Annotated in this window: 20 protein-coding genes; 17 read left to right on the forward strand and 3 right to left on the reverse strand. The window is 70.1% G+C overall.

Annotated elements, in window-relative coordinates:
- The first annotated feature begins 17 nt into the window (after window positions 1-17).
- Both JKG67_RS10665 and JKG67_RS10670 read left to right on the forward strand, forming a co-directional pair.
- Window positions 18-3,902 carry a DNA-directed RNA polymerase subunit beta' gene (locus JKG67_RS10665; protein ID WP_203337277.1) on the forward strand — a complete coding sequence of 1,295 codons (3,885 nt, stop codon included), beginning with the start codon at window positions 18-20 and terminating at the stop codon, window positions 3,900-3,902.
- A gap of 166 nt (window positions 3,903-4,068) precedes the next feature.
- The gene (locus JKG67_RS10670; RefSeq protein WP_203337278.1) at window positions 4,069-4,872 is read left to right on the forward strand and encodes a methyltransferase domain-containing protein; all 804 of its coding nucleotides are present in this window, start codon (window positions 4,069-4,071) and stop codon (window positions 4,870-4,872) included.
- On the opposite strand, the gene JKG67_RS10675 is transcribed toward JKG67_RS10670, so the two are convergent.
- From JKG67_RS10675 to JKG67_RS10685, 3 genes are all read right to left on the reverse strand, one after another.
- A complete protein-coding gene (locus JKG67_RS10675; RefSeq protein WP_203337279.1) occupies window positions 4,843-5,850 on the reverse strand; it encodes a CobW family GTP-binding protein in 1,008 nt (335 codons plus the stop codon). The two genes, JKG67_RS10670 and JKG67_RS10675, sit on opposite strands and share 30 nt — an antisense overlap.
- Before the next feature lie 211 nt (window positions 5,851-6,061).
- On the reverse strand, window positions 6,062-6,379 hold the full coding sequence (locus JKG67_RS10680) for a hypothetical protein (RefSeq protein WP_203337280.1): 318 nt from the start codon (window positions 6,377-6,379) through the stop codon (window positions 6,062-6,064).
- Window positions 6,376-6,669 carry an ArsR/SmtB family transcription factor gene (locus tag JKG67_RS10685; protein WP_203337281.1) on the reverse strand — a complete coding sequence of 98 codons (294 nt, stop codon included), beginning with the start codon at window positions 6,667-6,669 and terminating at the stop codon, window positions 6,376-6,378. The genes JKG67_RS10680 and JKG67_RS10685 overlap by 4 nt, the downstream gene beginning before the upstream one ends.
- 146 nt (window positions 6,670-6,815) lie before the next feature.
- Between JKG67_RS10685 and JKG67_RS10690 the strand changes: the two genes are divergently transcribed.
- The 15 genes from JKG67_RS10690 (at window position 6,816) to JKG67_RS10760 (ending at window position 26,436) form a co-directional block, all read left to right on the forward strand.
- Entirely contained in the window at window positions 6,816-8,078 is a 1,263-nt protein-coding gene (locus JKG67_RS10690) for a geranylgeranyl reductase family protein (protein ID WP_203337282.1), read from the forward strand.
- 116 nt (window positions 8,079-8,194) lie between these two features.
- Complete coding sequence (locus JKG67_RS10695; protein WP_203337283.1) at window positions 8,195-9,082, forward strand: NUDIX hydrolase; 888 nt, start codon at window positions 8,195-8,197, stop codon at window positions 9,080-9,082.
- On the forward strand, window positions 9,079-11,856 hold the full coding sequence (locus JKG67_RS10700; RefSeq protein WP_203337284.1) for an FAD-binding and (Fe-S)-binding domain-containing protein: 2,778 nt from the start codon (window positions 9,079-9,081) through the stop codon (window positions 11,854-11,856). Before JKG67_RS10695 ends, JKG67_RS10700 begins: the two co-directional genes overlap by 4 nt.
- A 113-nt stretch (window positions 11,857-11,969) precedes the next feature.
- On the forward strand, window positions 11,970-12,638 hold the full coding sequence (locus JKG67_RS10705) for a hypothetical protein (RefSeq protein WP_203337285.1): 669 nt from the start codon (window positions 11,970-11,972) through the stop codon (window positions 12,636-12,638).
- Window positions 12,635-14,662, forward strand: coding sequence for a sensor histidine kinase (locus tag JKG67_RS10710; protein WP_203337286.1), 2,028 nt, complete (start codon window positions 12,635-12,637; stop codon window positions 14,660-14,662). Before JKG67_RS10705 ends, JKG67_RS10710 begins: the two co-directional genes overlap by 4 nt.
- Window positions 14,659-15,312: a response regulator gene (locus JKG67_RS10715; protein ID WP_203337287.1), complete on the forward strand. Its 654-nt coding sequence runs from the start codon at window positions 14,659-14,661 to the stop codon at window positions 15,310-15,312. Before JKG67_RS10710 ends, JKG67_RS10715 begins: the two co-directional genes overlap by 4 nt.
- Before the next feature lie 22 nt (window positions 15,313-15,334).
- Entirely contained in the window at window positions 15,335-15,586 is a 252-nt protein-coding gene (locus tag JKG67_RS10720) for a hypothetical protein (RefSeq protein ID WP_203337288.1), read from the forward strand.
- A 156-nt stretch (window positions 15,587-15,742) separates the two neighbouring features.
- Window positions 15,743-18,013: a leucine-rich repeat domain-containing protein gene (locus tag JKG67_RS10725; protein WP_203337289.1), complete on the forward strand. Its 2,271-nt coding sequence runs from the start codon at window positions 15,743-15,745 to the stop codon at window positions 18,011-18,013.
- A 220-nt stretch (window positions 18,014-18,233) separates the two neighbouring features.
- Window positions 18,234-19,859 (forward strand): ABC transporter substrate-binding protein, encoded by a 1,626-nt coding sequence (locus tag JKG67_RS10730; protein ID WP_203337290.1) that lies wholly within the window; start codon window positions 18,234-18,236, stop codon window positions 19,857-19,859.
- Window positions 19,860-19,929: 70 nt separating this feature from the next.
- On the forward strand, window positions 19,930-20,934 hold the full coding sequence (locus JKG67_RS10735) for an ABC transporter permease (RefSeq protein ID WP_203337291.1): 1,005 nt from the start codon (window positions 19,930-19,932) through the stop codon (window positions 20,932-20,934).
- Complete coding sequence (locus JKG67_RS10740) at window positions 20,931-21,899, forward strand: ABC transporter permease (protein WP_203337292.1); 969 nt, start codon at window positions 20,931-20,933, stop codon at window positions 21,897-21,899. Before JKG67_RS10735 ends, JKG67_RS10740 begins: the two co-directional genes overlap by 4 nt.
- Before the next feature lie 7 nt (window positions 21,900-21,906).
- Complete coding sequence (locus tag JKG67_RS10745) at window positions 21,907-22,920, forward strand: ABC transporter ATP-binding protein (RefSeq protein ID WP_203337293.1); 1,014 nt, start codon at window positions 21,907-21,909, stop codon at window positions 22,918-22,920.
- Window positions 22,917-23,999: an ABC transporter ATP-binding protein gene (locus tag JKG67_RS10750; RefSeq protein WP_203337402.1), complete on the forward strand. Its 1,083-nt coding sequence runs from the start codon at window positions 22,917-22,919 to the stop codon at window positions 23,997-23,999. Before JKG67_RS10745 ends, JKG67_RS10750 begins: the two co-directional genes overlap by 4 nt.
- Window positions 24,000-24,145: 146 nt before the next feature.
- The gene (locus JKG67_RS10755) at window positions 24,146-25,375 is read left to right on the forward strand and encodes a class I SAM-dependent methyltransferase (protein ID WP_203337294.1); all 1,230 of its coding nucleotides are present in this window, start codon (window positions 24,146-24,148) and stop codon (window positions 25,373-25,375) included.
- Window positions 25,375-26,436 (forward strand): hypothetical protein, encoded by a 1,062-nt coding sequence (locus tag JKG67_RS10760; protein WP_203337295.1) that lies wholly within the window; start codon window positions 25,375-25,377, stop codon window positions 26,434-26,436. Before JKG67_RS10755 ends, JKG67_RS10760 begins: the two co-directional genes overlap by 1 nt.
- Window positions 26,437-26,438 lie beyond the last annotated feature (2 nt).

The following is a 26,438-nucleotide window of genomic DNA, read 5'->3' on the forward strand; positions in this document are numbered from 1 at the left end:
GGAAGAGGAACATAGAAGTGCTCGACGTCAACTTCTTCGACCAGCTCAAGATCGGCCTGGCCACCGCGGACGAGATCCGCAACTGGAGCCACGGCGAGGTCAAGAAGCCGGAGACCATCAACTACCGAACCCTCAAGCCCGAACGTGACGGCCTCTTCTGCGAGAAGATCTTCGGCCCCACCCGGGACTGGGAGTGCTACTGCGGCAAGTACAAGCGCGTCCGGTTCAAGGGCATCATCTGTGAGCGCTGCGGCGTCGAGGTGACCCGTTCCAAGGTGCGTCGGGACCGGATGGGCCACATCGAGCTCGCGGCTCCGGTCACCCACATCTGGTACTTCAAGGGCGTGCCGAGCCGGCTCGGCTACCTGCTCGACCTGGCCCCGAAGGACCTGGAGAAGGTCATCTACTTCGCGGCGCACATGATCACCTCCGTCGACGAGGACGCCCGGCACCGGGACCTGTCCTCGCTCGAGGCGAAGGTCGGCATGGAGCGGGAGCGCCTGGAGAAGCGTCGCGACGGACAGATCGAAGAGCGTGCGAAGAAGCTCGAAGAGGACGTCGCGGCACTCGAGGCCGAGGGCGCCAAGGCCGACGCCAAGCGCAAGGTCAAGGACGGCGCCGAGCGTGAGATGGCGCAGCTGCGCAAGCGCTCGGAGAACGAGATCGCGCGCCTGGACGAGGTCTGGGACACGTTCAAGAACCTGAAGGTCCAGGACCTGATGGGCGACGAACTGCTCTACCGCGACATGAAGATGTGGTTCGGCAAGTATTTCGAAGGCCACATGGGCGCCACCGCGATCCAGAAGCGCCTGCAGGACTTCGACGTGGACGCCGAGGTCGAGAGCCTGCGCGAGACCATCGCCACCGGCAAGGGTCAGCGCAAGGTCCGGGCCCTGAAGCGCCTCAAGGTCGTGGACGCGTTCCGCAAGACCGGCAACCAGCCGATCGGCATGGTCCTGGACGCTGTCCCGGTCATCCCGCCCGAGCTGCGCCCGATGGTCCAGCTCGACGGTGGCCGGTTCGCCACCTCCGACCTGAACGACCTGTACCGACGGGTGATCAACCGGAACAACCGACTCAAGCGACTGCTCGACCTCGGCGCCCCGGAGATCATCGTCAACAACGAGAAGCGGATGCTCCAGGAGGCCGTCGACTCGCTGTTCGACAACGGTCGTCGTGGTCGACCGGTCACCGGTCCGGGCAACCGCCCGCTGAAGTCGATCTCCGACATGCTCAAGGGCAAGCAGGGCCGGTTCCGTCAGAACCTGCTCGGCAAGCGCGTCGACTACTCGGGACGTTCGGTCATCATCTCCGGCCCGCAGTTGAAGCTGCACCAGTGTGGTCTGCCCAAGCAGATGGCCTTGGAGCTCTTCAAGCCGTTCGTGATGAAGCGCCTCGTCGACCTGTCGCACGCGCAGAACATCAAGTCCGCCAAGCGGATGGTGGAGCGCGCTCGACCGGTCGTGTGGGATGTCCTCGAAGAGGTCATCACCGAGCACCCGGTGCTGCTGAACCGTGCCCCCACGCTGCACCGACTCGGCATCCAGGCCTTCGAGCCGCAGCTGATCGAGGGCAAGGCGATCCAGATCCACCCGTTGGTGTGTGGCGCCTTCAACGCCGACTTCGACGGTGACCAGATGGCGGTGCACCTGCCGCTGTCCGCCGAGGCCCAGGCCGAGGCGCGGATCCTGATGCTGTCGACGAACAACATCCTGAAGCCGTCCGACGGCCGTCCGGTGACGATGCCGTCGCAGGACATGATCGTGGGTCTGTTCTTCCTCACCACCGACCGTGAGGGTGAGCCCGGCGAGGGTCGCACGTTCTCCTCGGCGGCCGAGGCGATCATGGCCTTCGACCGTGGCGAGATCAGTGTGCAGTCGAAGGTGAACATCCGGTTCGCCGACATCGTGCCTCCCAAGGACGCCGTACTGCCCGAAGGTTGGCAGCCGGGCGACCCGCTGCTGCTGAACACCACGCTCGGTCGGGTGCACTTCAACGACGCGCTGCCGGCGAACTTCCGCTACGTCAACGAGGAGGTCGGCAAGAAGCGCCTCGGCGCGATCATCAACGACCTCGCGGAGCGGTACTCCAAGGTCGACGTGGCCACCTCGCTGGACGCCCTCAAGGACGCCGGTTTCCACTGGGCCACCTGGTCCGGGGTCACCGTCTCCATCGATGACGTCACCACGCCGCCGGCCAAGGCGGAGATCCTCGCCGGCTACGAGAAGCAGGCGGAGAAGGTCCAGAAGCAGTTCGAGCGAGGTCTGGTGACCGACGACGAGCGGCGCCAGGAGCTCATCGAGATCTGGACCCAGGCCGCCAGCGAGGTCGGGAAGGCGATGGAAGAGACCTTCGACCGCGCCAACTCGATCTACCTGATGGTCGACTCCGGTGCGTCGGGCAACATGAACCAGATCCGGCAGGTTGCTGCGATGCGTGGTCTGGTGGCCAACCCGAAGGGCGAGATCATCCCGCGGCCGATCAAGTCGAACTTCCGGGAGGGCCTGACCGTCCTGGAGTACTTCATCGCCACCCACGGTGCCCGCAAGGGTCTGGCCGACACCGCGCTGCGTACCGCCGACTCGGGGTACCTGACCCGTCGTCTGGTGGACGTGTCCCAGGACGTCATCATCCGCGAGGACGACTGCGGCACCGAGCGCGGTCTGCCGAAGCGGATCGGTGTCCGGGACGCCTCCGGCCTCGTCACCAAGTACGAGAACGCCGAGAGCGCGGCGTACGCGCGGGCTGCGGCGGTCGACATCGAGCACCCGGACACGGGTGAGCGGCTGGTCGGCGCTGGTGATGACATCGGCGACGTCAAGATTGAGGAGCTCATCAGCGCCGGGATCGAAGAGGTCAAGGTCCGTTCGGTCCTGACCTGTGAGGCCAAGACCGGCACGTGTGCCAAGTGCTACGGCCGTTCGCTGGCCACCGGCAAGTTGGTCGACATCGGCGAGGCGGTGGGCATCATCGCGGCGCAGTCGATCGGTGAGCCCGGCACCCAGCTGACGATGCGTACCTTCCACACCGGTGGTGTCGCCTCCGCGGATGACATCACCCAGGGTCTGCCTCGTGTGGTGGAGCTCTTCGAGGCTCGCACGCCCAAGGGCATGGCGCCGATCTGTGAGGTCGCCGGTCGGGTCGAGATCGATGAGACCGACAAGGCCCGGACCGTCCTGGTCACCCCGGACGACGGTTCCGACGTGGTCGAGTACCCGGTCTCCAAGCGGTCCCGGCTCAACGTCGCCGACGGCGACCACATCGGGGTGGGGCACCTGCTCACCGTCGGTACGCCGGACCCGCAGGACGTGCTCCGGGTTCTCGGTGTGCGTCGGGCCCAGGAGCACCTGGTGGACGAGGTCCAGGCGGTGTACCGCAGCCAGGGTGTGGCCATCCACGACAAGCACATCGAGATCATCGTCCGGCAGATGCTGCGCCGGGTCACGGTGATCGAGTCGGGCGACACGAACCTGCTGCCGTCGGACCTGGTGGACCGGGGTCGCTTCGAGGAGGAGAACCGTCGGGTCGTCTCCGAGGGCGGCACCCCCGCTTCGGGTCGGCCGGTGCTGATGGGCATCACCAAGGCGTCGCTGGCCACCGACTCGTGGCTGTCGGCCGCCTCGTTCCAGGAGACCACCCGGGTGCTGACCGATGCGGCCATCAACGGCCGTTCGGACTCGCTGCGTGGTCTGAAGGAGAACGTGATCATCGGCAAGCTGATCCCGGCCGGCACCGGCCTGGAGCGGTACCGCAACATCCGGGTGGAGCCGACCGAGGAGGCCCGCGCTGCGGCGTACTCGGTCACCGGCTACGACTCCTACGACTCGTACGAGTTCGGCACCCCCTCGGGTGAGGCGGTCGCCCTGGACGACTACGACTTCGGCGGCACGTTCTCGAACTGACGCAGAAGCTGACACGACGGGCCCCGGGAGACCGGGGCCCGTCGTGCATTTGGGGCCGCGGATCACACGAGCTTGGGTGGTCTACCGTGATGACCCGCAGGTGAAGCGAGCCGGGACCACCACCACGTCCGGCTCCAGCGGTGACCGCCACAGCGAGGAGTGACTCATGAGCCAGTCGAACCCGTGGGACCAGGGCGACTATGCGGCGCTGGCCGGCAAGCTGCAGCCCGCTGCCGCAGCCCTGGCGGCCGCGGCGGGTCCGGGCCGCAGTCGCCGCGCCCTCGACATCGCGGCCGGCACCGGGTCGGTCGCACTGTGCCTGGCTGAGCGCGGCTGGCAGGTCACCGCCACGGATGGTGCCGAGCAGATGGTGGCACGTGGTCAGGCCGGCACCGCTGCGGCCGGTCACGATGTGGAGTGGGCGGTCGCCGACCTGGCTGACCAGCCGGTGGATGCGGGCTCGATCGATCTGGTCGCGTCGTCGTTCGGGATGATCTTCGCCCCCGATGTGCCTGCCCTGATGGCCGAGGTCGCACGGGTGCTCCGCTCCGACGGTGAGCTCGTACTCACGGCCTGGCCCGAGGGCGGCTACATCGATGGGATGGCCCGGGCCATGGCGCCCTTCCTGCCGCCTGTCGAGGGCCGTCCGAACAATCCCTGGGGATCTGCCGCGTTCCTCCGGGAGACGCTCGCGCCGGTGTTCGCCGAGGTGGACATCGTGGAGGTGTCCCTGCCCTGGGCGTTCCCGTCGGCTGCCAGGGGCCGGGCGTGGCTGGAGCGGGTGTCCCCGGCCCACATCGCCGCGAAAGCCGTGGCGGGGGAGCAGGCCGAGGCGATGATGGATGCGGTTGAGGAGTTCCTGGCGCGGTACGCCGATGCCACGGGCAGGGTGTACGTGGACGCGGCGTACCTCGTGGTCCACGCTCGCCGGCGAGGAGGATCAGAGGCTGAGGCGGCGGCGCCGCTGTAGTCGCCGGAAGCCGTCGGGGTTGGCGTCGCCGGCCGGGCGGAGGGTCTGATCGAGGCGGGCCCGGACAGCATCGCCGTCCAGGTGGGTTCCGATCGCGACCAGTTCACTGGCGTCGACCGTGGGATGGCTGCTGACATGGATCGAGCGACCGACCACGTTGACCAGATAGCCGCGGACCCGACCGGCGCTGCGGACCGCGACGGTGCCCTTGATCCGGTACGCGCCGGTCGGTGGATCCTCGAGCAGGTCCAGCAGTCGCCCCGGGTCGACCGGCCCGGGGCTCCGGGCGGACACAGCCTGGGCGTGCACGTGGTGCGCGGGCGCGGCCTCACGCAGCAGCGCACCGATCGGCAACTGGTCCGGTGGGTCCTCGGTGAGGGCAGCGTCGTACACCAGAGTGGGGTCGATCCGGCAGCCCGAAGTGCGCAGCACGGTGACGTAGGGGTTGCGGAGCCGGATCCGCTCCTCGATGGCGGTCAGCGTCTGCTCCCGGCTGTCGGCCGGCAGCAGGTCGCACTTGTTGAGGATCACCAGGGTGGTGACCTCGAAGCGGGCTGGCGGGTCGCCGGAGCCGGTGTCGAGGGTGTCGAAGTACTGCACCGCATCGATCACCTCGATCACGCCGCCGGGGCGGACCCGTTCGACCCCGGAGAACCGGATCAGCCTGGCCAGGGTCACCGGCTCGGCGATCCCGCTGGCTTCCACCAGGACGACGTCCAGTCCCAGTCGGGGGTGGGTGAGTTTCTCCAGTGCCTCGTCGAGGCCGCCGGCGTCCGGGAGGCAGCAGATGCAGCCGCCGGCGATCGAGGCTGGCTCGTCGACCTGACCGGTCACCAGGCCGGCGTCGACGTTGATCTCGCCGAAGTCGTTGACGACGACCCCCACCCGGGCTCCGGGCTGGCGGAGCAGGTGGTTGAGCAGTGTCGTCTTGCCGGCGCCCAGATGCCCCGTCAGCGCCACCACCGGTACTCGTGTCACGGGCCCATCATGCCCAGCCCGTCATCGCCCGCCCGTCGCGCCCCTCGCCTGGGCGGAACACCCTGATGTCAGGGTGTTCGTCACGTTGTCAGGTGTTGCAACCCCTGACAACGTTCGGCAGTCCCTGATATCAGGGTGTTCGGCCGGCGCGCTGGGCGCATTGGGTGAAGGGGTACGTCGGGCGAAGGGGCGCGTTGGCGGGCGGGGCTGGTCAGGCGGCGTGCGTGCAGGTGCTGCAGGTGCAGTCGCTGCACACGCAGGAGCGGCAGGGCTCGCCGCCGCAGTGGGCGCACGTGCAGAGATTGTGGTTGCAGGTGGGACAGGTGCAGTCGTTGCATTCGCAGACCGCGCAACTGTCGTTGCAGTCGGCGCAGGCGCAGGTGTCGCATTCGTCGTAGTGGCCGTCGTGCTCACGGTGGACGTGGCCGTCGTGCAGGTAGTCGACGTGGTCGCCGTGCACCACGGCAAGGTGCCCGCAGCCGGGTCCGTGGGTGTGGGCGTGGCCTTCGGCCATCGTGTGCGTGCTCATCGTGGTGCCTCCTGGGAGTGCTGTAGGGCGTCGAGGAAGACGTGGCTGACGTGCTCGTCGGCGAGTCGATAGGCGGTGTGCCGGCCTTGCCGTTCGGTGATCACCAAGGCGTGATCGCGGAGCACCTTGAGGTGTTGGGAGACCAGCGGCTGGGAGAGCGCGAGAGTGTCGCTGAGCTCGGTCACCGTGTGCGGTCGCTGGGTGAGTAGATGGACGATGGCGGCTCGCACTGGCGATGCGAGGGCCTTGAAGAACTCGGTGACGGGCCCATAGTCGACGTCGCCACTCATGCGAAGATTCTTATATAAGAAACTTCGCATGTCAAGTCGGAGTCACCATTCCGCCCGGATGGGGCCCAAGTCGATGTCGATGGGGCCCAAGTCGGCGCGGATGGGGCCCAAGTCGGGGGAGCGGGGGTGCCTGAGAGAATCGGCGGGTGACCGAGGCGACCCTGACCCAGACCGACCTGCTCGTCGTCGGCGCCGGCCCCGCCGGCTCCGCAGCGGCGGCGTGGGCGGCGCGGCTGGGCATCGAGGTGCTGCTGGTGGACGCCGCGGTCTTCCCTCGCGACAAGACCTGCGGCGACGGGCTCACGCCTCGCGCGATCGGTGAGCTGGACCGGCTCGGACTGGCGGACTGGTTGCGAGCCCATGCGGTCAACCAGGGGCTACGGGCGCAAGGTTTCGGTCAGACCCTCGAGTTGCCCTGGCCGGGCGGCCACCTGCCGTCCTGGGGGTCGGCGGTCGCGCGCACCGAACTCGACGACCACCTCCGCTCGGGTGCGATCAAGTCCGGTGCTGCCGCGCTGGACGGGCTGCGGGCCGTCGACGCGGTGCTCGTCGACGGCCGGGTGCGGGCGGTCCGGTTCCGGCGTACCAACGCGGACGGCGATACCGAGACCGTCGAGATCGGCTGCCAGCGGCTGGTGGTCGCCGACGGCGTCCGCTCACCGTTGGGCAAGGTCCTGGGTCGTGAGTGGCACCGCGACACCGTGTACGGCGTCGCCGGACGCAGCTATGTGACCTCCACCCGCGCCGACGACCCGTGGATCAGCTCACACCTGGAGCTCCGTGACGCCGAGGGTGCGGTGTTGAGCGGCTACGGCTGGATCTTCCCGCTCGGCGCGGACTCCGGTGAGGTCAACCTCGGCGTCGGCACCCTGGCCTCGGCCAAGCGTCCCGCCGACCTGGCGGTGCGCCCCCTGATGAGCCTCTACGCGGATCAGCGCCGGGCCGAGTTCGGCCTCGGTGAGGAGTTGCGCGCCCCCACCTCCGCGCTGCTGCCGATGGGCGGTGCGGTGTCGAACGTCGCCGGCCCCAACTGGGCGCTGATCGGCGACGCCGCCGCCTGCGTGAACCCCCTCAACGGGGAAGGCATCGACTACGGACTCGAGACCGGCCGACTGGTTGCGGAACTGCTGACCGAGCAGACCGAGCTGGACCGGGTCTGGCCGGCACTGTTGCGCGATCACTACGGCGAGTCGTTCTCGATCGCCCGCCGGGTGGCCGGCATCGCCACCAACCCCAAGATCGTGGCTGCGCTGGGCCCGGCCGGGATGCGTTCGGAGTGGTTGATGACGCTGGCGCTGCGCTGGATGGGCAACCTGGTCACCGACGAGGACCGGGACCGTGCGGCCCGGGTGTGGCGCTGGGCGGGCCGCCGGTCGGTCGCCCGCGACGCCCGGCCCCCGTTCGCCTGACCCCTGCCCCGCCGAGTTGGGCCCCATCCGCATCGAGTTGGGCCCCATCCGCATCGAGTTGGGTCTGGTACCGGCGGCGGGTGGAGTCAGCGGCCGGGAGGCTAGGCTCGTCAGCCATGAGCCACCTGCCTCGCTTCCAACGGGTCGCGGCGTACGCCGTCATCCTGCGCGGCGACCGGATCCTGCTGTCCAGGCTGGCTCCACGGGTCACTCCGACCGAGCGATGGACCCTGCCCGGTGGTGGCCTCGAGCACGGTGAACACCCCCGCGACGCCGTGGTCCGGGAGGTGCGGGAGGAGACCGGGCTGCGGGTCACGGTGACCGACTCCGCCCACCTGCATTCGGTGCACATGCCCGAGACCTGGCGTGACGGCAGGCAGGTCGACGCGCACGCGCTGCGCATCGTCTACGAGGGCTGGGTGGCCCCGGACGCGCCCGAGCCGCAGGTGCAGGAGGTCGACGGGTCGACCGTCGAGTCCCGCTGGATCCCGGTGGCCGAGGTGCTTTCGGGCGAGGTGCCGACCGTTCCGCTGGTACGACGCGCCCTGGCCGAGCACCGTATCGCCCAGCGGCAACGACTCGCCGTCTACGCCTGGATCGAACGCGACGGCCGGGTGCTGCTCACCCGGATCTCCAGCAAGGGCCCGGGTCGTGGCGCCTGGACGTTGCCCGGCGGTGGCATCGACCATGGCGAGCCGCCCGAGGCCGCGCTGATCCGTGAGATCGCGGAGGAGACCGGGCTGACCGGGTCCCCGACCGGCCTGCTCGGGGTGCACCATCATCATTTCACCGGCGTCGCGCCCACCGGCCGGGAGGAGGACTTCCACGGCATCGGCCTGATCTTCGCCGCCACCGTCGACGGCGCTACACCCCGTGTGGTGGAGTCCGACGGGACCACCGACGCCGTCGAGTGGGTGCCGATCTCCGAGGTGGGCCAACGCCCGATAGTGCCGTTGGTCGAGTTCGCCCTCGGCCTCGCGAACGAGAGTGCAGGACAGCCGTGAGCCCCCACGATGCGAGCGACCTCGCCGCCGAACTGACCCGCCGCGGAGTCAGCGGCGTCGACGACTCGACGCTGGCCCGGGCGCTCTACTCCGCCGACGCCTCCCTGCACCGGGTGCTCCCCCAGGTGGTGGCCCGACCGGCGCACGTCGACGAACTGCCGGTCATCCTGGACGCCGCCACCGTCCTCGGCGTGCCGGTCACCATGCGCGGCGCCGGCACCTCGATCGCCGGCAACGCCATCGGCCCGGGCATCGTCGTGGACACCCGTGACCTGGCCCGGTTCACCATCGATCCCGACAGCCGCACCGCCCAGGTGGAGCCCGGGGTCGTGCACGCCCGACTCCAGAAGGCCGCCGCCGCGCACGGACTGCGCTTCGGCCCGGACCCCTCCACCCACACCCGGTGCACGATCGGGGGGATGATCGGCAACAACGCCTGCGGCTCGCGGGCGCTCGGCTACGGCCGCACCAGCGACAACGTGGAGCGGCTCGACGTGCTCTTCGGCACCGGCGAGCGGGCGGTTCTCGACGCGTCGTACGACGGTCCGGCCGGGGCCGCGCTCACCGGCCTCGCGGCCGAGCACCTGGCCCACATCCGCACCGGCTTCGGCCGGTTCTCCCGGCAGGTCAGCGGCTACTCCCTGGAGCACCTGCTGCCGGAGCAGCAGCGGCTGGACCGGTTCCTGGTCGGCTCCGAGGGCACGCTCGGGATCGTCCTGGGCGCACGCGTGCGACTGGTGCCCGACGAACCCGTGCGACACCTGCTGGTGCTGGGGTATCCGACGATGCCGGAGGCCGCCGACGCGGTGCCCGCGATCCTGGCCGCCGGCGAGGGTCGGCTGGTCGCCTGTGAGGGCCTGGACGCCGCGATCGTGGACCTGGCCCGGCGCCGATCGGCGGTGCCGGAGCTGCCTCGCGGCGAGGGCTACCTCTATGTCGAGGCAGCCGGCGCCGACGCCTCCGACGTGCTGACGCGGGTCGCTGCCGCGGCCGGCGCCCTGGACCAGCGGGTCATCACCGATCGGGCCGCTCAGGCCGCCCTGTGGCGGGTGCGCGAGGACGGCGCCGGCCTGGCCGCGGTCAGCCTGGACTCGCCGGCGTACTCGGGCTGGGAGGACGCCGCGGTGCCGCCGGAGAACCTGGGCGCCTGGTTGCGGGACTTCGACTCCCTGCTCGCCGACCATGGACTGCGAGGGCTGCCGTACGGCCACTTCGGCGACGGCTGCGTGCACGCCCGGATCGACTTCCCGCTGCGCGACCCCGGTGGCGTCGAACTCTTCGGTGACTTCATGCGCGCCTGCGCGGAACGGCTGGCCGACTACGGGGGCAGTCTCTCCGGTGAGCACGGCGACGGCCGAGCCCGCTCCTCCCTGCTGCCGCTGATGTACGACGACACCTCGCTGTCGCTGTTCGGCCGGGTGAAGGCGATCTGCGATCCGGACAACCTGCTCAACCCGGGGGTGCTGGTCGATCCCGATCCGTTCGACGAGGACCTGCGTGCGCCTCGGCCCCGGCAGGAGCCGGCGCTGGGCCTGCGGATGGAGCCGCTGACCGACCAGGCGCATCGGTGCACCGGCGTCGGCAAGTGCGTGGCCCCGGACCCTCGTGGGGTGATGTGTCCGTCGTACCTGGCCACGGGGCAGGAGAAGGACTCCACGCGCGGCCGGGCCCGGGTCCTCCAGGAGGCGCTGGACGGCTCGCTGGTCGACGGGCTGACCGACCCGGCGGTGACCGAGGCGCTGGATCTGTGTCTGGCCTGCAAGGGGTGCGCCAGCGACTGCCCGACGGGCGTCGATGTGGCCACCTGGAAGTCCGAGGTGCTGCATCAGGTCCACGACGTGGCCGGGGTACGGCGACCACGCACCCACCGCACCCTCGGCGCGCTGCCGCGCTGGCTGCGCCTGGCCAGGCCGGTGGCGCCGCTGGTCAACGCGGCGATCCGGGTGCCGTTCCTGGCCCGGGTGGCGAAGGCGTCGGCCGGCATCGACCCCCAGCGTGGACTGCCGGCGCTGGGTCGCGGACGGCTGCCGGTGGGCGATTCCGACCCCGAGGTCTGGGTGTGGGCCGACTCGATCACTGCCGGGATGACCCCGCAGGCCGTGCATGCCGCGGTGCGGGTGCTGCGTTCGGCCGGGCTGCGGGTCGGCGTGGTCGGGCCGCAGGCATGCTGTGGGCTGACCTGGGTGGCCACCGGGCAGCTCGACCAGGCACGGGCCCGGATGAGGGCGGCGGTCGACGACCTGCACCCGCTGGTCGCCGCCGGCACCCCGGTGGTCGGGCTGGAGCCGTCGTGCACCGCGACGATGCGGGAGGACGCGGTCCGGCTCCTCGACGATCCGCGGGCCGCTGAGGTGGCGGCGGGGGTGCGGACCCTGGCCGAGGTGCTGACCGAGCGGCTCGAGGCGGGGGCGTGGTCGCCGCCGGACCTGACCGGCGAGACAGTCGTGGCCCAACCGCATTGCCACCACGCGTCGGTGCTCGGGTGGGCCGCCGACGAGGCGTTGCTGAAGGCCGCCGGCGCCGAGGTCCGCAAGGTCGATGGCTGCTGCGGCCTGGCCGGCGCGTTCGGGATGGAAGCGGGTCATTACGAGGTGTCGGTGGCGGTCGCGGAGACCTCCCTGCTGCCGGCGGTCCGGGACCTGGTCGATGGTGTCGTGCTGGCCGACGGGTTCTCCTGCCGACACCAGCTCGCGGACCTGGCCGACGTGCGGGCGCTGCATCTGGCCGAGCTCTTCGACCCCGGTGAGCCGCAGCGCTACTCCACCCGGGGCTGAGCTCCCGGCGCACAGCGGAGGCAGTTGCCTCGGTTCCCCTCGCCGATGTCCCTGGTGCCCGGGACTCCGGGTGGCCGAGGGTGGGGATGGTTCCCGAGGAAAGGACGCCCACCATGTCTCCCATCACCCAACCTCGCACCCGGAGGCGGCCCGCCTGGCTGCTGCTGGCTTCGCTGCCCCCGGTTGTCGGATTCGTCATCGTCACGGTGACGTCATTGGTCCCACGACTTCCCGACTCGGAGTCGTCGAGCGCGGCCCTGGCGACCGCGCAACTCGCCCAGATGCGGCCGGCCTGGATCCTGATGCATCTGCTCTGGGCGGCCCCGGTCGTCCTGGGCGCCCTCGGGGTGTTCGTCCTGGCCGGAGGGGCGCCGGGGAGGTTCGCGGGTATCGCGAGGGTGCTTGCGCCGGTCGCGGTTGTGGTGATGGTCGGCTACCTCCTCGCCCAGGTGGCGTTGCTCGGCGCCGACGGTCCCACGGTGGGGGACAGTTCGGTGTACACCGTGGGTCTGGCGCTCAGCCTGGTCGGGTTCTGGGCCGCGGTCCTGGCGACGATCGCGACCTGTGTCGAGTTGATCCGTCACCGGGTCGTCCCCAGGGTTGCCGGGGTGGTGGCGGCCCTGTGCGGTCTCTACCTGGTATTCGACCTGGTTGCCTACCTGCCCGCGATGGTCAGCGAGACGAGGCTTGACGAGGCGATCGGGCTGCCTCCCATCGTCGTGGCCGTGTTCTGGGCGATCCTCGGTGGCGGCCTGCTCAGGCGCGTACCTTCAGAGGTATGAGCTGGCCGGTCGGCCGGATGGTCGCACGAGGCATGGTGCTCGCGTGCGCGGGCATCTACCTCGGCGGCCTGCTGCTCTGGGCACGGGACGGGCAGAGCGTCGTTGCGCTGTGGCTGCTGCCGGACTCCTGGTCGGATCAGGGGTTGGAACGGGCCGCCGCGGAACTGGGTGTGCCACTGTCCACGGTGACGGCGTACTTCATGGCGCTCACCGTGGCCCCGGCGGCTGTCGGCCTCGTGGCGGCTCTGCTCGTCCTCCGCGGCGCCACCGAGTGGTTCCGCTGCTACCTGGCGGTGGCGCTGGCCCTGTTCGGGACGCTCAACAGCGCCATCCCGACGGTGTACGACGAGGTGGCCGGTGGGGTCCTCGGACAGGCTGTCGCCGGACTGCAGGGGGTCGCCTGGGTCGGTCTGTTCGCGCTGGTCTACGTCTTCCCCGACGGACGCTTCGTCCCTCGGTGGACCCGGTGGGCGGTGGTCGCGTGGGCGGCCTACCTGCCGTACTCCTGGCTGATAGCGCAGTGGGGGTTCTCGGACCAGGACAGCCCCGCCGCCGTCGTGCCGTTGGTGCTGCTGTGGGCCACCGCCGCCTACGCGGCCGTTCACCGCTACTGGAAGGCGGACCCCGAGCAACGGCGGCAACTGCGAGGTGTGGTCGCTGCGCTGGTGCTCTGGCTCACCTACATCGCGGTGCTGCTCGGGTCGCCGTTGCTGGCGCTGACTGCGGAGGTCGGAGCTCGTGGTCTGCTTGTCGGCGCGGCGACGGCGCTCGTCTCCCATGCGATCGTCACTCTGGTTCCCGCGGCGGTCGCCGTGGCCGTCCTCCGCTACCGCCTGTACGACGTGGATGTCTGGGTCAACCGGGCGCTGGTCTATGGGTTGCTGACCGGGCTGGTGGTCCTGGTGTACGGCATGGTCGCGGCCCTGGGCGGCGTGGTCTGGCCGGGTGACAGTCAGGCCAGCGCGGTGTTGGCGGTGATCGTGGTCGCGGTCGTGTTCCACCCGCTCCGCCTCCGGGTACAGCGCACTGTGGACCGGGTCGTCTACGGGCGGCGCCGGGAGCCGTACGCCGTACTGACCGCGCTCGGCCGCCAGTTCGAGTCGGTGCTTCCGCCGGACCGGGTGCTCGCGACGCTGGTGCGCCAGGTGGGCACGGTCCTCAGACTCCCGTACGCCGCTGCCAGCCACTCCGCGACGACGGTGGTGCATCCGCCGGGTGCCGAGATGCCGCCGGGGCGCCGCGAGGTCTTCCCGCTGCGCTCGGGTGAGGAGGTGTTCGGCGAACTCACCGTGGTCGCTGCTCGTGGTGACGGTCTGCGCGCGGCTGATCGAGACCTGTTGGACACGCTGGCCCGTCGGGCGGGCGCCGCAGTCAAGGCCGCCAGCCTCAACGATGAACTGCGCCGTTCCCGAGAACGCATCCTGGTCGCCCGTGAAGACGAACGGCGACGGCTGCAGCGGGACCTCCACGACGGTCTCGCGCCGACACTGGCGAGCCTCTACCAGCGCGTCGACACCGCCCGCTCGTTGCTCGATCGAGATCCGAGCGCAGCGGCCAGACTCCTCGATGACGTAGGGACGCAGACCAGAGCTGTGATCGATCAGATCCGCGACCTGGTCCGGGCGCTGCATCCCCCGGAGTTGGACGAACTGGGACTCGCCGGGGCCGTCGAGGCGGCGGCCGGTCGGTTCCCGAACCTCATGGTCCGAGTGGTGGCCGACCCGGTCACGGTCCCGGCCGTGACCGAGATCGCCGCCTACCGGATCGCCACCGAAGCGCTGACCAACGTGGCCCGTCACGCCGGCGCCCAGGCGGCGACGGTGCGCATCGAGGCCAGCGATCACCACTTGAGCGTCACGGTGACCGACGACGGCTGCGGCGTCTCCGCCACTGCGGAAGCGGGGACGGGTCTGCGATCGATGCGCGAACGGGCGGATGACCTGGGCGGCAGTTGCCGGGTGAGTCGCCTTCCAGGGGGCGGCACCCGGGTCCATGCCGTGCTGCCATGGGGGCTGGCCGGATGAGTGCGCCGGTGCGGGTGCTGGTCGTCGACGATCACGTCTTCTACCGCGAGGGCATCAAAACGCTGCTGGCGGTGCGCTCGGACGAGGTCACGGTGGTGGGCGAGGCATGCAGCGGCGAACAGGCGGTATCGATGGCTGCCGAGTTGGATCCTGACGTGGTGCTGATGGATCTGCGGATGCCGGGCATCGGTGGGATCGCAGCCACCAGACAGTTGGCGGCGGCCTGTCCCGCGGTAGCAGTGCTGGTGCTGACCATGATCGATGACGACTCGGTGCTGGCGGCGCTGCGCGCGGGCGCGCGCGGCTACCTGCTCAAGGACGCACAGGTCGACGACGTGGTCCGCGCGATTGTGGCTGTCGCTCATGGGCAATCGGTACTGGCTCCCGAGGCGGCCGAGCGAGTGCACCGGCAGTTGACCAGACCGGGCTCGATGCACGACCCTCCCTTCCCCGAGCTCACGGCTCGCGAACACGATCTGCTTGCCGAGGTGACCCAAGGCCGCAACAACCGTGAGATTGCGCTCAACCTCGGCCTCACCGAGAAGACGGTGCGCAACTATCTGGCCACCATCCTGGTCAAGTTGCATGCTCGAGACCGTGCCCAGCTGATCGTCAAGGCGCGGGAGGCGGGGTACGCCACCCGAGACTGACCACAGATGGAATAGTGAGGATATGGAGCGCTACCGACCCCCACATTTCGCCCGGTTCCCGGTCGGAGTGGGGTTCGTGGCCCTGGGTCTGTGGGTGCCTCCGGTGTCGCTCGCGGTCGGTGTGGCCTACATTCTCGAGCTCCACTTCGCGCTCGCGCTGGCGCTGCACCTGACCGGGATCGTCGGCGGCTACTACCTCGCTCGACCGGTGGTACGCCGGATGATGGTGCGGGCGATGATCCCGCTGGAGGAGGCGGCCCCGGGTTCTGAGTGAGTCGGCGTGGAAACCGATGTGGAAACACAGTTCACCGAAACCCTGGCGCTGAAGGCTTTACCTACTCTACGGTGAGCGGGACTTTGGTCCCGATTGACGGGGGTGCTCGTCTTGTTGTTCCGCTCTGTTGCGCTCGCTGCTGCCTGGGTGTTGGGGGTGTCCCTGCTCGCGGGGGTGCCGTCGTCGGCCGCTGCGACCCAGTTCGTCCAGCAGACCGTCACCCAGGAGTGCGCTGACGCCCGGGTGGCGGCCGCCGTGGCCGACGAGCGCCGGGCGCAGGCCCAGGAGCGGGTGCGCGAGCTGCGCGAGCGGGTCAAGAAGCTCAAGAAGCGGGTCAAGTCGTTCCGAGCCAAGATCGAGCGGGCCAAGGCCGCCGGCAACACCACCCGGGTCCAGGAGCTGCGCAAGCGGCTGAAGAAGGTGCGCGGCACGCTGCGGAAGGTGCGGGCACGCCTGGCCACGGCGCGCGACCGGTTGGCCGAGGCCACGGCCGCTCGCGATGCCGCCAACGCGCACGCTGCCTCGGTCTGTGCGGCCCCCGCCCCAGCCCCGACCTTCACCACGTGTGCCGATCAGGTCGCGGTGTCGGCCAGCGAGTGTGGCGCGCTGCTCGCCGTGTACGCCGCCACCAACGGCCCGGCCTGGACCGACCGGAGGGGTTGGGGCACCGACCCGAACGTGTGCGCGTGGTACGGGGTCTGGTGTCACCCGGACGACGATGCAGCTCGGAACCTGGTCCGGGGACTCTTCCTGGATGGCAACGGTCTGACTGGCGCGCTGCCGACCGAGATTGCTGATCTGCCCCGCCTGCTGACGCTGCAACTCAGCAGCAACGACCTCACGGCTGTGCCGGCCGAGATCGGCGCCTTGGCCGAGCTGCGGCTGCTGCACCTGTACTGGAACAACCTCACCGAACTGCCGGCTGAGTTGGGCAACCTGGCCAGCGTTGAGCAACTGGTCCTTGGTGGCAACCAACTGACCGGCGACATCACCGGTTGGGCCAAGCCACTCTCGGTGACCGACACGATCAAGACCCTGGGCCTCGCCGACGGTCCCGGCTTCAACAACTGCCTTACCGTGGCCGACGACGCCGCGCTGGAGGCGTGGCTGACCGGGCACGACCCCGACTGGAACGAATGCGAGACCGACCCGGACCCCGGCCCCGGACCTGACCCGGACCCCGACCCCACCTTCTGCCAGGAGCAGACCGACGTGGCCGAGGCCGAGTGCGAGGCTCTGCTGGCCATCTTCGCCGCCACCGGGGGCGCCGACTGGACCGACAACACCGGCTGGGCCGACAGCCCCGAGGTCTGCACCTGGTACGGCGTCTGGTGCCACTTCGACGAGGACGCCGAGCAGATATTGGTCCGTGGGCTGTACCTGGACGGCAACGGACTGACCGGGTCGCTGCCGGCGCAGATCGCGGATCTGCCGCACCTGATGCTGCTGCAGGCGAGCGGCAACGCGCTCACCACGGTGCCGGCCGAGATCGGCGAACTGGCCCAGCTGGTGTGGCTGCATCTCTACTGGAACGACCTCACCGAACTACCCGACGAGGTGGGTGATCTGGCGAACCTCAAGGAGCTGATCCTGGCCGGGAACCAGCTCACCGGCGACATCTCCGGCTGGGCGGAGCCACTGTCGGTCATCGACGCGGTGGACTGGCTGGTCCTGGCCGACGGCCCCGGCTTCAACGACTGCCTCACCGTCGGGGAGGACACTGACCTGCAGGACTGGCTCGACGGCCATGACGAGGGCTGGGACGAGTGTGACGGCTCCGAGCCGGCCCCCGGGCCGGACCCGATCCCCTTCGAAGACTGCGTGGACGTCGTGGACGTCTCCGAAGCCGAGTGTGAGGCGCTGGTCGCGCTGTACGACGCCACCAATGGCCCCGACTGGCGGGTCAACGACGGCTGGCTCGAGGGCGCCGCTGTCTGCGCCTGGTACGGCGTGTGGTGTCAGGGGGACCCCGAGAGCCGCAGCGTATGGGCCCTCTCCCTGGACTGGAACGGGCTCGCCGGCGACCTGCCCGCCCAGCTCGGCGACCTGAGCGAGCTGGAGATCCTCTCGATGGGCGGCAACGAGCTGACCGGCGTGCCGGAACAGATCGGTGACCTGCCCGTGCTGGACACCCTGCACCTGTACTACAACCAGCTGACGTCGGTCCCGGACACACTGGGAGACCTGGACACGCTCGTCGAGCTCACCCTCGGCGGCAACCAGCTCAGTGGTGACCTGTCCGGCTGGGCGAAGCCGCTCTCGGTGGCCGACAACCTGGAGGCGCTCGCAGTGGCGCCCAACGGCTGCCTGAACGCCGGGGGTGACCAGGAGTTGGACGACTGGCTGACCGGGCACGACGACAAGTGGAAGTCCGGCTGCAGTTCGGGCGGCCTGATCGGCGACCTGATCGGCATCCTCTTCCCCTGACCCTGAGCCGGCTCAGCACGGCGCACCCGCACGCGGAACCAGCACGAAGGACCCGCGTCGGCGGCGCCTGCCCGGCGCGCTCCTCAGCCACCGGTTGCTCGTGACCGGATCGTTACCGCAGTGGAACCGTTCCTCCATGGTCATCGATGTGGGCCGGGTCTAGCGTCGCAAGGCAGGGCCGGCTTCCCGGGCGGTCCGCTGCGGTCAGGAAGGACCAGCGATGCAACTGCGACGATTCAGGACAACCACTGCGCTGGCCGCCACGGCAGCACTCCTGCTCACCGCCTGCGGCGGGGTCGGAGACGACGGTGGCGACGACCAGACCTTCATCTTCGGCGTACCCAACCTGCCACGGTCCCTGGACCCGATCTTCGCCAACGACGGCGAGACCTTCCGGGTGACCCGCCAGGTCTTCGACACCCTGTTGGACCACGAGTCCGGTGGCAACGAGATGGTCGGCGGCCTGGCGGAGACCTGGGACGTCAGTGACGATGGCCTGACCTGGACCTTCAACCTGCGCGACGGGGTCGAGTTCCACGACGGTGAGACGCTGGACGCAGCCGCCGTCTGCGCGAACTTCGACCGGTGGATGAACCTGCCCGAGCCGTTCCACAACACCACGGTCGCCTACTACTACAACAACCTGTTCGGCAGCTTCACCGACGGTGAGAGCTCCACCGGCAATGACTTCCTCGTGGGGTGCTCGGCGGACGGGCTCACCGTGACGATCCAACTCAAGGAGACGTCGGCGAACTTCCCCGGCGCCTTCTCGATGGCCACCACGGCGATCCTCAGCCCCGGCTCGCTCGAGCAGATCGACGACGGCGCCTTCACCGGGATCGACGACGGGCTGCCCGACTACACCCAGGACGTCACCGGCATCCTCGCGGGCACCGGCCCCTTCCAGTTGGACAGTTGGAACCACGCCCAGGACGAGTTGACGCTCACCCGCTTCGACGACTACTGGGGTGACCCCGCCGGGGTTTCCCGGATCGTCTTCAAGGCGTACGACGACGAGACCGCACTCAAGCAGGCCCTCGAGGCCAGTGAGATCCACGGCTACGACCTGGTCGCGCCGGCGCACGTCGCCGAACTCGAGGCGGCTGGCTTCCAGGTGCCGACCCGAGGCGTCTTCAACATCCTCTACCTCGCCTTCCAGCAGGAGACCGACGAACAGTTGGCCGACCTGGAGGTCCGTCAGGCGCTCGCGGCAGCCGTCGACCGGCAGAACATCGTCGACTCGCTGCTGCCCGAGGGCGGCGTGGTGGCCACCCAGTTCATGCCCGACACCGTCGCCGGGCACTCCGACAACGTGACCACCTACAGCTACGACCCGGACGCCGCCCGCCCGGTCCTCGAGGGCAGGACGATGGAGTTCTGCTGGCCGACCAACGTCTCCCGGCCCTACATGCCCTCACCGCGGGACATCTTCGAGTCGATCAAGGCCGACCTGGAGGCCGTCGGCGTCACGGTGCAGGAGAAGCCGATGGAGTGGGCCAACTACATCCCGGCGGCAGCCAGTGGAGAATGCCCGCTCTACATCCTCGGCTGGACCGGTGACTTCAACGAGGGCTACAACTTCCTCGGCACCTGGTTCGCCAACCACACCGATGAGTTCGGCATGAACCGCGACGACATCTTCGCGGTGATGCAGCGGGCCGCCCGTGAGGGTGACCCCGACGCCCGGGCAGCGCTGCTGGCCGAGGCGAGCGAGATGATCATGGACGAACTGCCGGGCCTGCCGATCTCCTCCAGCCCGCCGTCGATCGTCTTCTCGGCCGAGGTGAACCCGCCCAACGTCTCGCCGTTGACGCAGGAGAAGTTCGACGAGGTCTCCTTCCGGTAGTCCTCGCTCCCAGGTCGCCCGGGTGGACCCCAGTGTTCCCCGGGCGACCTCCTGACCGGCGGATGGGGTCATGGTTCGTTACGTCGTCACACGGCTCCTGCAGCTGATCCCGACCCTGTTCGGGCTGTCGGTGCTGCTGTTCATCTGGGTCCGCGCGCTGCCGGGTGGACCCGACACCGCGCTGCTTCCCGAGAACGCCACCGCCGCCGACCGGGAGCGGCTGCGCCAGGATCTCGGCCTCAACGACCCGATCTGGGTCCAGTACGCCGCCTTCCTGGCCCGGCTCGCGCAGCTCGACTTCGGCCACACGCTGCGCGGCCGGGCAGTCAGCACCGAGTTGGCCGAACGCTTCCCGGCCACCATCGAACTCGCCTTCGTGGCGATGCTGATCGCGGTCGTGGTCGGCATCCCGCTCGGCTACCTCGCCGCCCGCAACCGCGGCCGCTTCCTGGACGTGTCCGCGGTGGGCGGATCCCTGATCGGCATCTGCACGCCGGTCTTCTTCCTGGCCTTCATCCTCAAGGAGATCTTCGCGGTCCGTCTCGGCTGGCTCCCGTCGAGCTCCCGGCTTACCCCGGGCACGTCGTACACCGACATCACCGGACTCCGGGTGGTCGACGGGATCATCACCGGTGAGTTCCACGTCGCCTGGGATGCCGTCGTCCATCTCATCCTGCCCGCGCTCGCGCTGGCCTCGATCCCGTTGGCGGTGGTCACCCGGATGACCCGCGCCAGCGTGATGGAGACCCTGGGCGAGGACTTCGTGCGCACCGCCGAGTCCAAGGGCCTGACCGCACGGGTGATCCAGTTCCGCCACGTGCTGCGCAACGCGATGCTCCCGGTGGTGACGGCGATCGGACTGCTCACCGGGGCGCTGCTGGCGGGGGCGGTGTTGACCGAATCGGTCTTCGCCTTCGGCGGCATCGGCTCGTTCCTCTTCCAGGCGACGCAGAGCCGGGACTATGCCGCGATCATGGGCACCGTGCTGCTGATCGCCACCGTCTTCGTGGTGGTCAACCTGGTGGTGGACCTGCTCTACACCGTCCTCGACCCGAGAGTGACGGTGGACCGATGAATCTGCCGGGAACCGCCACCAAGGCGGCGAAGATCGACCGTCTCGCCGAGCTGAGCGTCTCCTCCTCCGACGTACGCGGTCGGAGCCTGTGGCTGGAGGCCTTCAGCCGCCTGCGGCGCAGCCCGATGGCGATCGTCGGCGCCGTCATCGTGTCAGCCTTCGTGATCGTGGCGGTGGCGGCGCCGCTGCTGGCCCCCCACGACCCCACCGCGCAACTGTGGCGCGGAGACGTCTTCCCCAACCGCAGCATCTTCGTCGGACCCCGCGCGGAGAACCCGCTCGGCCTCGACCACGCCGGGCGCGACCTGCTCTCCCGGATGCTGGTGGGGGCGCGCCAGTCGCTGATGGTGGGTGTGGTCGCCACCCTGATCGGCCTGTCGGTGGGCGCCCTGATCGGTGGCGTCTCGGGTGCGGCGGCCGGCATGGGCCGCCGACTGGGCCGCGCCGTGGACAGCGTGCTGATGCGCTTCGTCGACATGCTGCTCTCGATCCCGGCGTTGCTGATCGCGATCTCGGTGGCGGCGCTGCTGGGACCCAGCCTGACCACGCTGATGATCGCCGTAGGGGCCGCCCAGGTGCCGATCTTCGCCCGGCTGCTGCGAGGTTCGATGCTCGCCCAGTCACGCAGCGACTTCGTGACCGCCTCGATCGCCCTGGGGGTACGACGCCCCAAGGTCGTGGTCAGCCACGTGCTGCCCAACTCGCTCGGACCGGTCCTGGTGCAGGGAACGTTGACGCTGGCGACCGCGATCATCGAAGCGGCTGCCCTCTCCTACCTCGGTCTCGGCTCACCCGACATCTCCCGTCCCGAGTGGGGCGGCATGCTCGCCGATGCGCAGCGGTTCCTCGGTTCGGCGCCGCACATGGCCCTCTTCCCGGCGGTGGCGATCATCATCACCGCGCTCGGCTTCACCCTGTTGGGCGAGGCGATGCGGGAAGCCCTCGACCCGAAGCTGAAGAAGTGAGGTCGCGATGACTGTGCGGCGTGAGCCCGCGACACCGGTGCTGACGGTGGAGGATCTCTCGATCACCTTCACCCAGCGCGGTGCGGCGCCGACGCGCGCGGTCGACCGGGTCTCCTTCGAGATCGGAGCCGGCGAGGTGGTCGGCCTAGTCGGTGAATCCGGGTGCGGGAAGTCCGTCACCGCGTTGGCGGTGATGGGCCTGCTCGCGGACCGCAACGTCGAGATCGGCGGCCGCATCGCCTACGCCGGCACCGAGCTGCTCGGGCTGCCACGCAAACGGATGCGTGACCTGCGTGGCGCCGACCTCGCGATGATCTTCCAGGACCCGCTCTCGGCGCTGAACCCGGTGGTCCCGGTGGGTCGCCAGATCACCGAGATGCTGTCCCGGCACCGGGGGCTGCGGGGCCGCGACGCCGACGCGGAGGCCGTGCAGTTGCTGGGCAGGGTCGGGATCCCCGATCCCGAGCGGCGGCTCAAGGAGTACCCACACCAGATGTCTGGCGGGATGCGGCAGCGGGCGATGATCGCGATGGCGGTCTCCTGCGGGCCGCGGCTGCTGATCGCCGACGAGCCCACCACCGCCCTCGACGTCACCATCCAGGCCCAGGTGTTGGAGCTGCTCAAGGACCTCGTCGAGACCGAGGGCACCGCGCTGCTGATGATCACCCACGACCTGGGGGTGGTCGCCGGGCTCTGCGACCGGGTCAACGTGCTCTACGCCGGCCGGGTGGTGGAGGCGGCCCCGCGCCACGAACTCTTCGGCAACCCCGTCCACCCCTACACCACCGGCCTGCTGCGGTCGATTCCGCGGATGGACGGCGACCGAGGAGTGCCGTTGAACCCGATCCGCGGTTCGGTGAACGACCTGGTCGCCTGGGCCGACGGTTGTGCCTTCGCGCCGCGGTGCGACCGCTACGAACTCGAATGCCTGGCCGGGACGCCGGCGGTCACCGAGCTGCCCGGCGTCGACCACGAGCACCGGTGCGTCAACCCGCCCGGGACGCCGGCGGTGGTCCGATGAGCCTGTTGGAGGTCCGTGACCTGAAGGTCCACTTCCCGATCCGGAAGGGGATCCTGCTGCGCCGCATCGTCGGCTATGTGCAGGCCGTCGACGGGGTCTCGCTGTCGGTGGATCGCGGCCAGACCTATGGACTGGTCGGTGAGTCCGGCTGCGGCAAGTCGACGGTGGGGCGGGCGATCCTGCGACTCAACGACATCACCGCCGGGGAGGTGAGGCTCGACGGCACCGACCTGGCCGGCCTCAGCACCGGCGCGATGCGCCGGCAGCGGCACCGGCTGCAGATGATCTTCCAGGATCCGATGGGCTCCCTGGACCCGCGTCAGAACATCGAGAGCATCCTCGGTGAAGGACTGGCCGCCCACGGCATGGGCGGGTCCCGCAGGGAGCGACGGAAGACGTTGATCGACGCGCTCGACGCGGTCGGTCTCTCCGCCAATGCCCTCGCCCGCTACCCGCACGAGTTCTCCGGCGGTCAGCGCCAGCGCATCGGCATTGCCAGGGCGCTGGTGCTGCAGCCGGACGTGATCATCTGCGACGAGCCGGTCTCGGCGCTGGACGTCTCGGTGCAGGCCCAGGTGCTCAACCTGTTGGAGGAGATCCAGGAACAGACCGGAGTGGCCTACGTGGTGATCGCCCACGACCTGGCGGTGGTGCGTCACATCAGCGACACCGTGGGTGTGATGTATCTGGGACACATCATGGAGGAGGCGGCAGCCGACGATCTCTACGCCGAGCCGCTGCACCCCTACACGAAGGCACTGATGTCGGCGATCCCGGTGCCCGACCCCGAGGTCGAGGCGCAGCGGGAGCGGATCCTGCTCACCGGCGACCTGCCCTCACCGGCGAACCCGCCGGCCGGCTGCCGCTTCAGCAGTCGCTGCCCGTGGGCTCAGTCGACCCGCTGCCACGACGAGATCCCCGCCCTGATCGAGGTGCGGCCGGGACATCGGGTGGCCTGCCACTGGGTCGAGGAGATCGAGTCCGGCGAGATCCGCCCCCACGAGGTGGAGGCGGAGATGGTGCCAGCCAGCGAGATCGGGGTCGAGATCCCGACGGTCGAGCCGCCCGCGGTCCCCTGACCAGGGGCAGGCACCCACCGGCGATGATGCTGCGGTGGCCGACACCTCCGTAGAATCGTCACCATGAACCCCCGCCACCGCCGACTGATCATCCCCGTCGCGCTGGTGGGGCTGCTGCTCATCGTCCTCATCGCCGCCGTGCGCTGATGGCCGAGCCGCTGCCGGGCGCCCTGGACAAGGTCCGGGCCATGCTGCTCGACGACGCCACCCTGGTCCGCGCGGTCGCGTCCGGCCGCCGCAAGGGCCAGGAGGCACCCCCCTGGCGACGGCTGGAGTGCCGCTACGTCGACCTCAAGGCCGGACGACACCTCCAGGTCACGTCGTACGACGACACTCAGGCGCACACCGCCAACCACCGGGTCGGCGACCCCGCCCGCGCGGCCGTGGCCGAACTGCTGGACCTGCCGTTCGGGAACTGGCACGTCGACACCGCCGGCAGCCAACTGCAGCTGCGCGTCACCAAGAAGGGCGCGGCGCTGCTGCACCAGAGCGAACGCACCGAGGAGCTCGCCCCCGACCGTGGGCACGACCGGGACAAGGCGCGACTGCTCGCCGAGGACGACCCGGTGCTGACCGTGCTGGGGATCTCCGACGCCCAGGGCCGGGTGAAACCCACCCGGCGGGCCAAGTACCGCCAGGTCGAGGAGTTCCTGCGGCTGCTCGACGCCACCCTCACCGACGCCCTGGACACTGGGCACCTGCGCCGCCCGAGCGCCGAGGAGCCGCTGCGGATCGTTGACCTGGGCTGCGGCAACGCCTACCTCACCTTCGCGGCCCATCGCCACCTCAGTGGGACCCGCGGCCTGCCCGTGCACCTGGTCGGTGTCGATGTGAAGGAGCAGTCCCGGCGGCACAACGAGTCGGTCGCCGCGGACCTGGGCATCGCCGCCGACTTCGTCGTCGGGAGCATCGCCGACGTCCAACTCGACGAGCCGCCCGAGGTGGTGCTGGCGCTGCATGCCTGCGACACCGCCACCGACGACGCCCTGGCCCGGGCGGTCGACTGGGGGGCGACGGTGGTGCTGGCCGCGCCCTGCTGCCACCACGACGTCGCCGCGCAACTGCGCCGCGCGCCGACCCCGGCGCCGTACGCGATGCTGACCCGGCACGGCATCCTCCGGGAACGCTTCGCCGACACCCTCACCGACGCGTTCCGGGCATCGCTGCTGCGACTGCGGGGTTTCCGCGTGGACGTGGTCGAGTTCGTCGGCAGTGAGCACACGCCGCGCAACACGATGCTGCGTGCGGTGCGCACCTCCGGCGCGGTCGGGGACGAGGCCGCCCGCCGGGAGTACGACGACCTGGTCGGCAGTTGGCAGGTCCGGCCCCGGCTCGCCGAACTGTTGGGGGATGTCGCCGGGTCGGCGGGTCCGTGATGCCCGCGGCGGCAGTGCTGCTGGCCGGCGTTCTCGCGCTGGCGGCCGGGCCTGCCGTCGACGTGGAGTACGACGAGGTGTGGCGCTTCGCCGACACCGAGATCGTCGAGTCCTCCGGGCTGGTGGTCACCGACGACCTGGTGGTGACCGTCAACGACTCCGGCGACAGTGGTCGGATCTTCACCGTCGACCTGGCCACCGGTCAGACCGTCGGTGTGACCCGCTGGAGCCCCGACCCCCGCGACGTGGAGGCGCTGGCCCCGGCCGGGCCGCGGCATGTGTGGGTCGCCGACATCGGCGACAACCGGGGGGTGCGGAGCTCGCTGGAACTGCTCCGGGTGCCGTTCGGGCGCGGGGATCGCACGGTCACCCCGGAGCGCTACCAGGTCGTCCACCCGGGGGCGGCCGTCGACGCCGAGAGCCTGCTCGCCCACCCCGTGTCGGGGCAGCTCTACGTGGTCACCAAGGAGGTCTTCGGCAGCCGGGTGCTGGCGCTCCCGGAGCGGCTCGACCCGCGCTGGCCCAACGAGCTCACCGAGGTCGGGCGGGTGATCGGGCTGGCCACCGACGCGGCGTTCTTCCCCGATGGGCGGCATCTGATCATCCGCAACTACGGGCGGGCCGTCGTCTATGCCTACCCCGAGTTCCAGGCGGTCGGGTCGCTGGTGCTGCCTGACCAGCAGCAGGGCGAGGGGATCGCGGTCGCGCCGGACGGGGAGGTGTACCTCTCCTCGGAAGGGCTGCGGCAGCCACTGCTGCGGATCGTGCTGCCGGGCGCCCTGCGGGTCCGGGTCTCCGGGCTGACCGGTGCCGAGCCCAACCCTCCGGTCGAGACCACGCCGGACGTGGGCGCACCGGACGTGGGCGCGCCGGTGACGCCGACCGACCCAGCGCCCACCGAGCCGGCGCCGACCGACCCAGCGCCGACCGAGCCACCCGGCGATGGGTTCGTCGACGCCGACGGCAACCCGTGGCGTCCCGAGATCTGGCCCTGGATCGCCGGGGGACTGGTCGGGCTCGTCGCGCTGTTGATCCTGATCCGCTCCCTGCGCCCGCGTTGACG

Origin of the sequence: Nocardioides limicola (assembly GCF_016827675.1) — a bacterium.
Lineage (GTDB): Bacteria > Actinomycetota > Actinomycetes > Propionibacteriales > Nocardioidaceae > Nocardioides > Nocardioides limicola.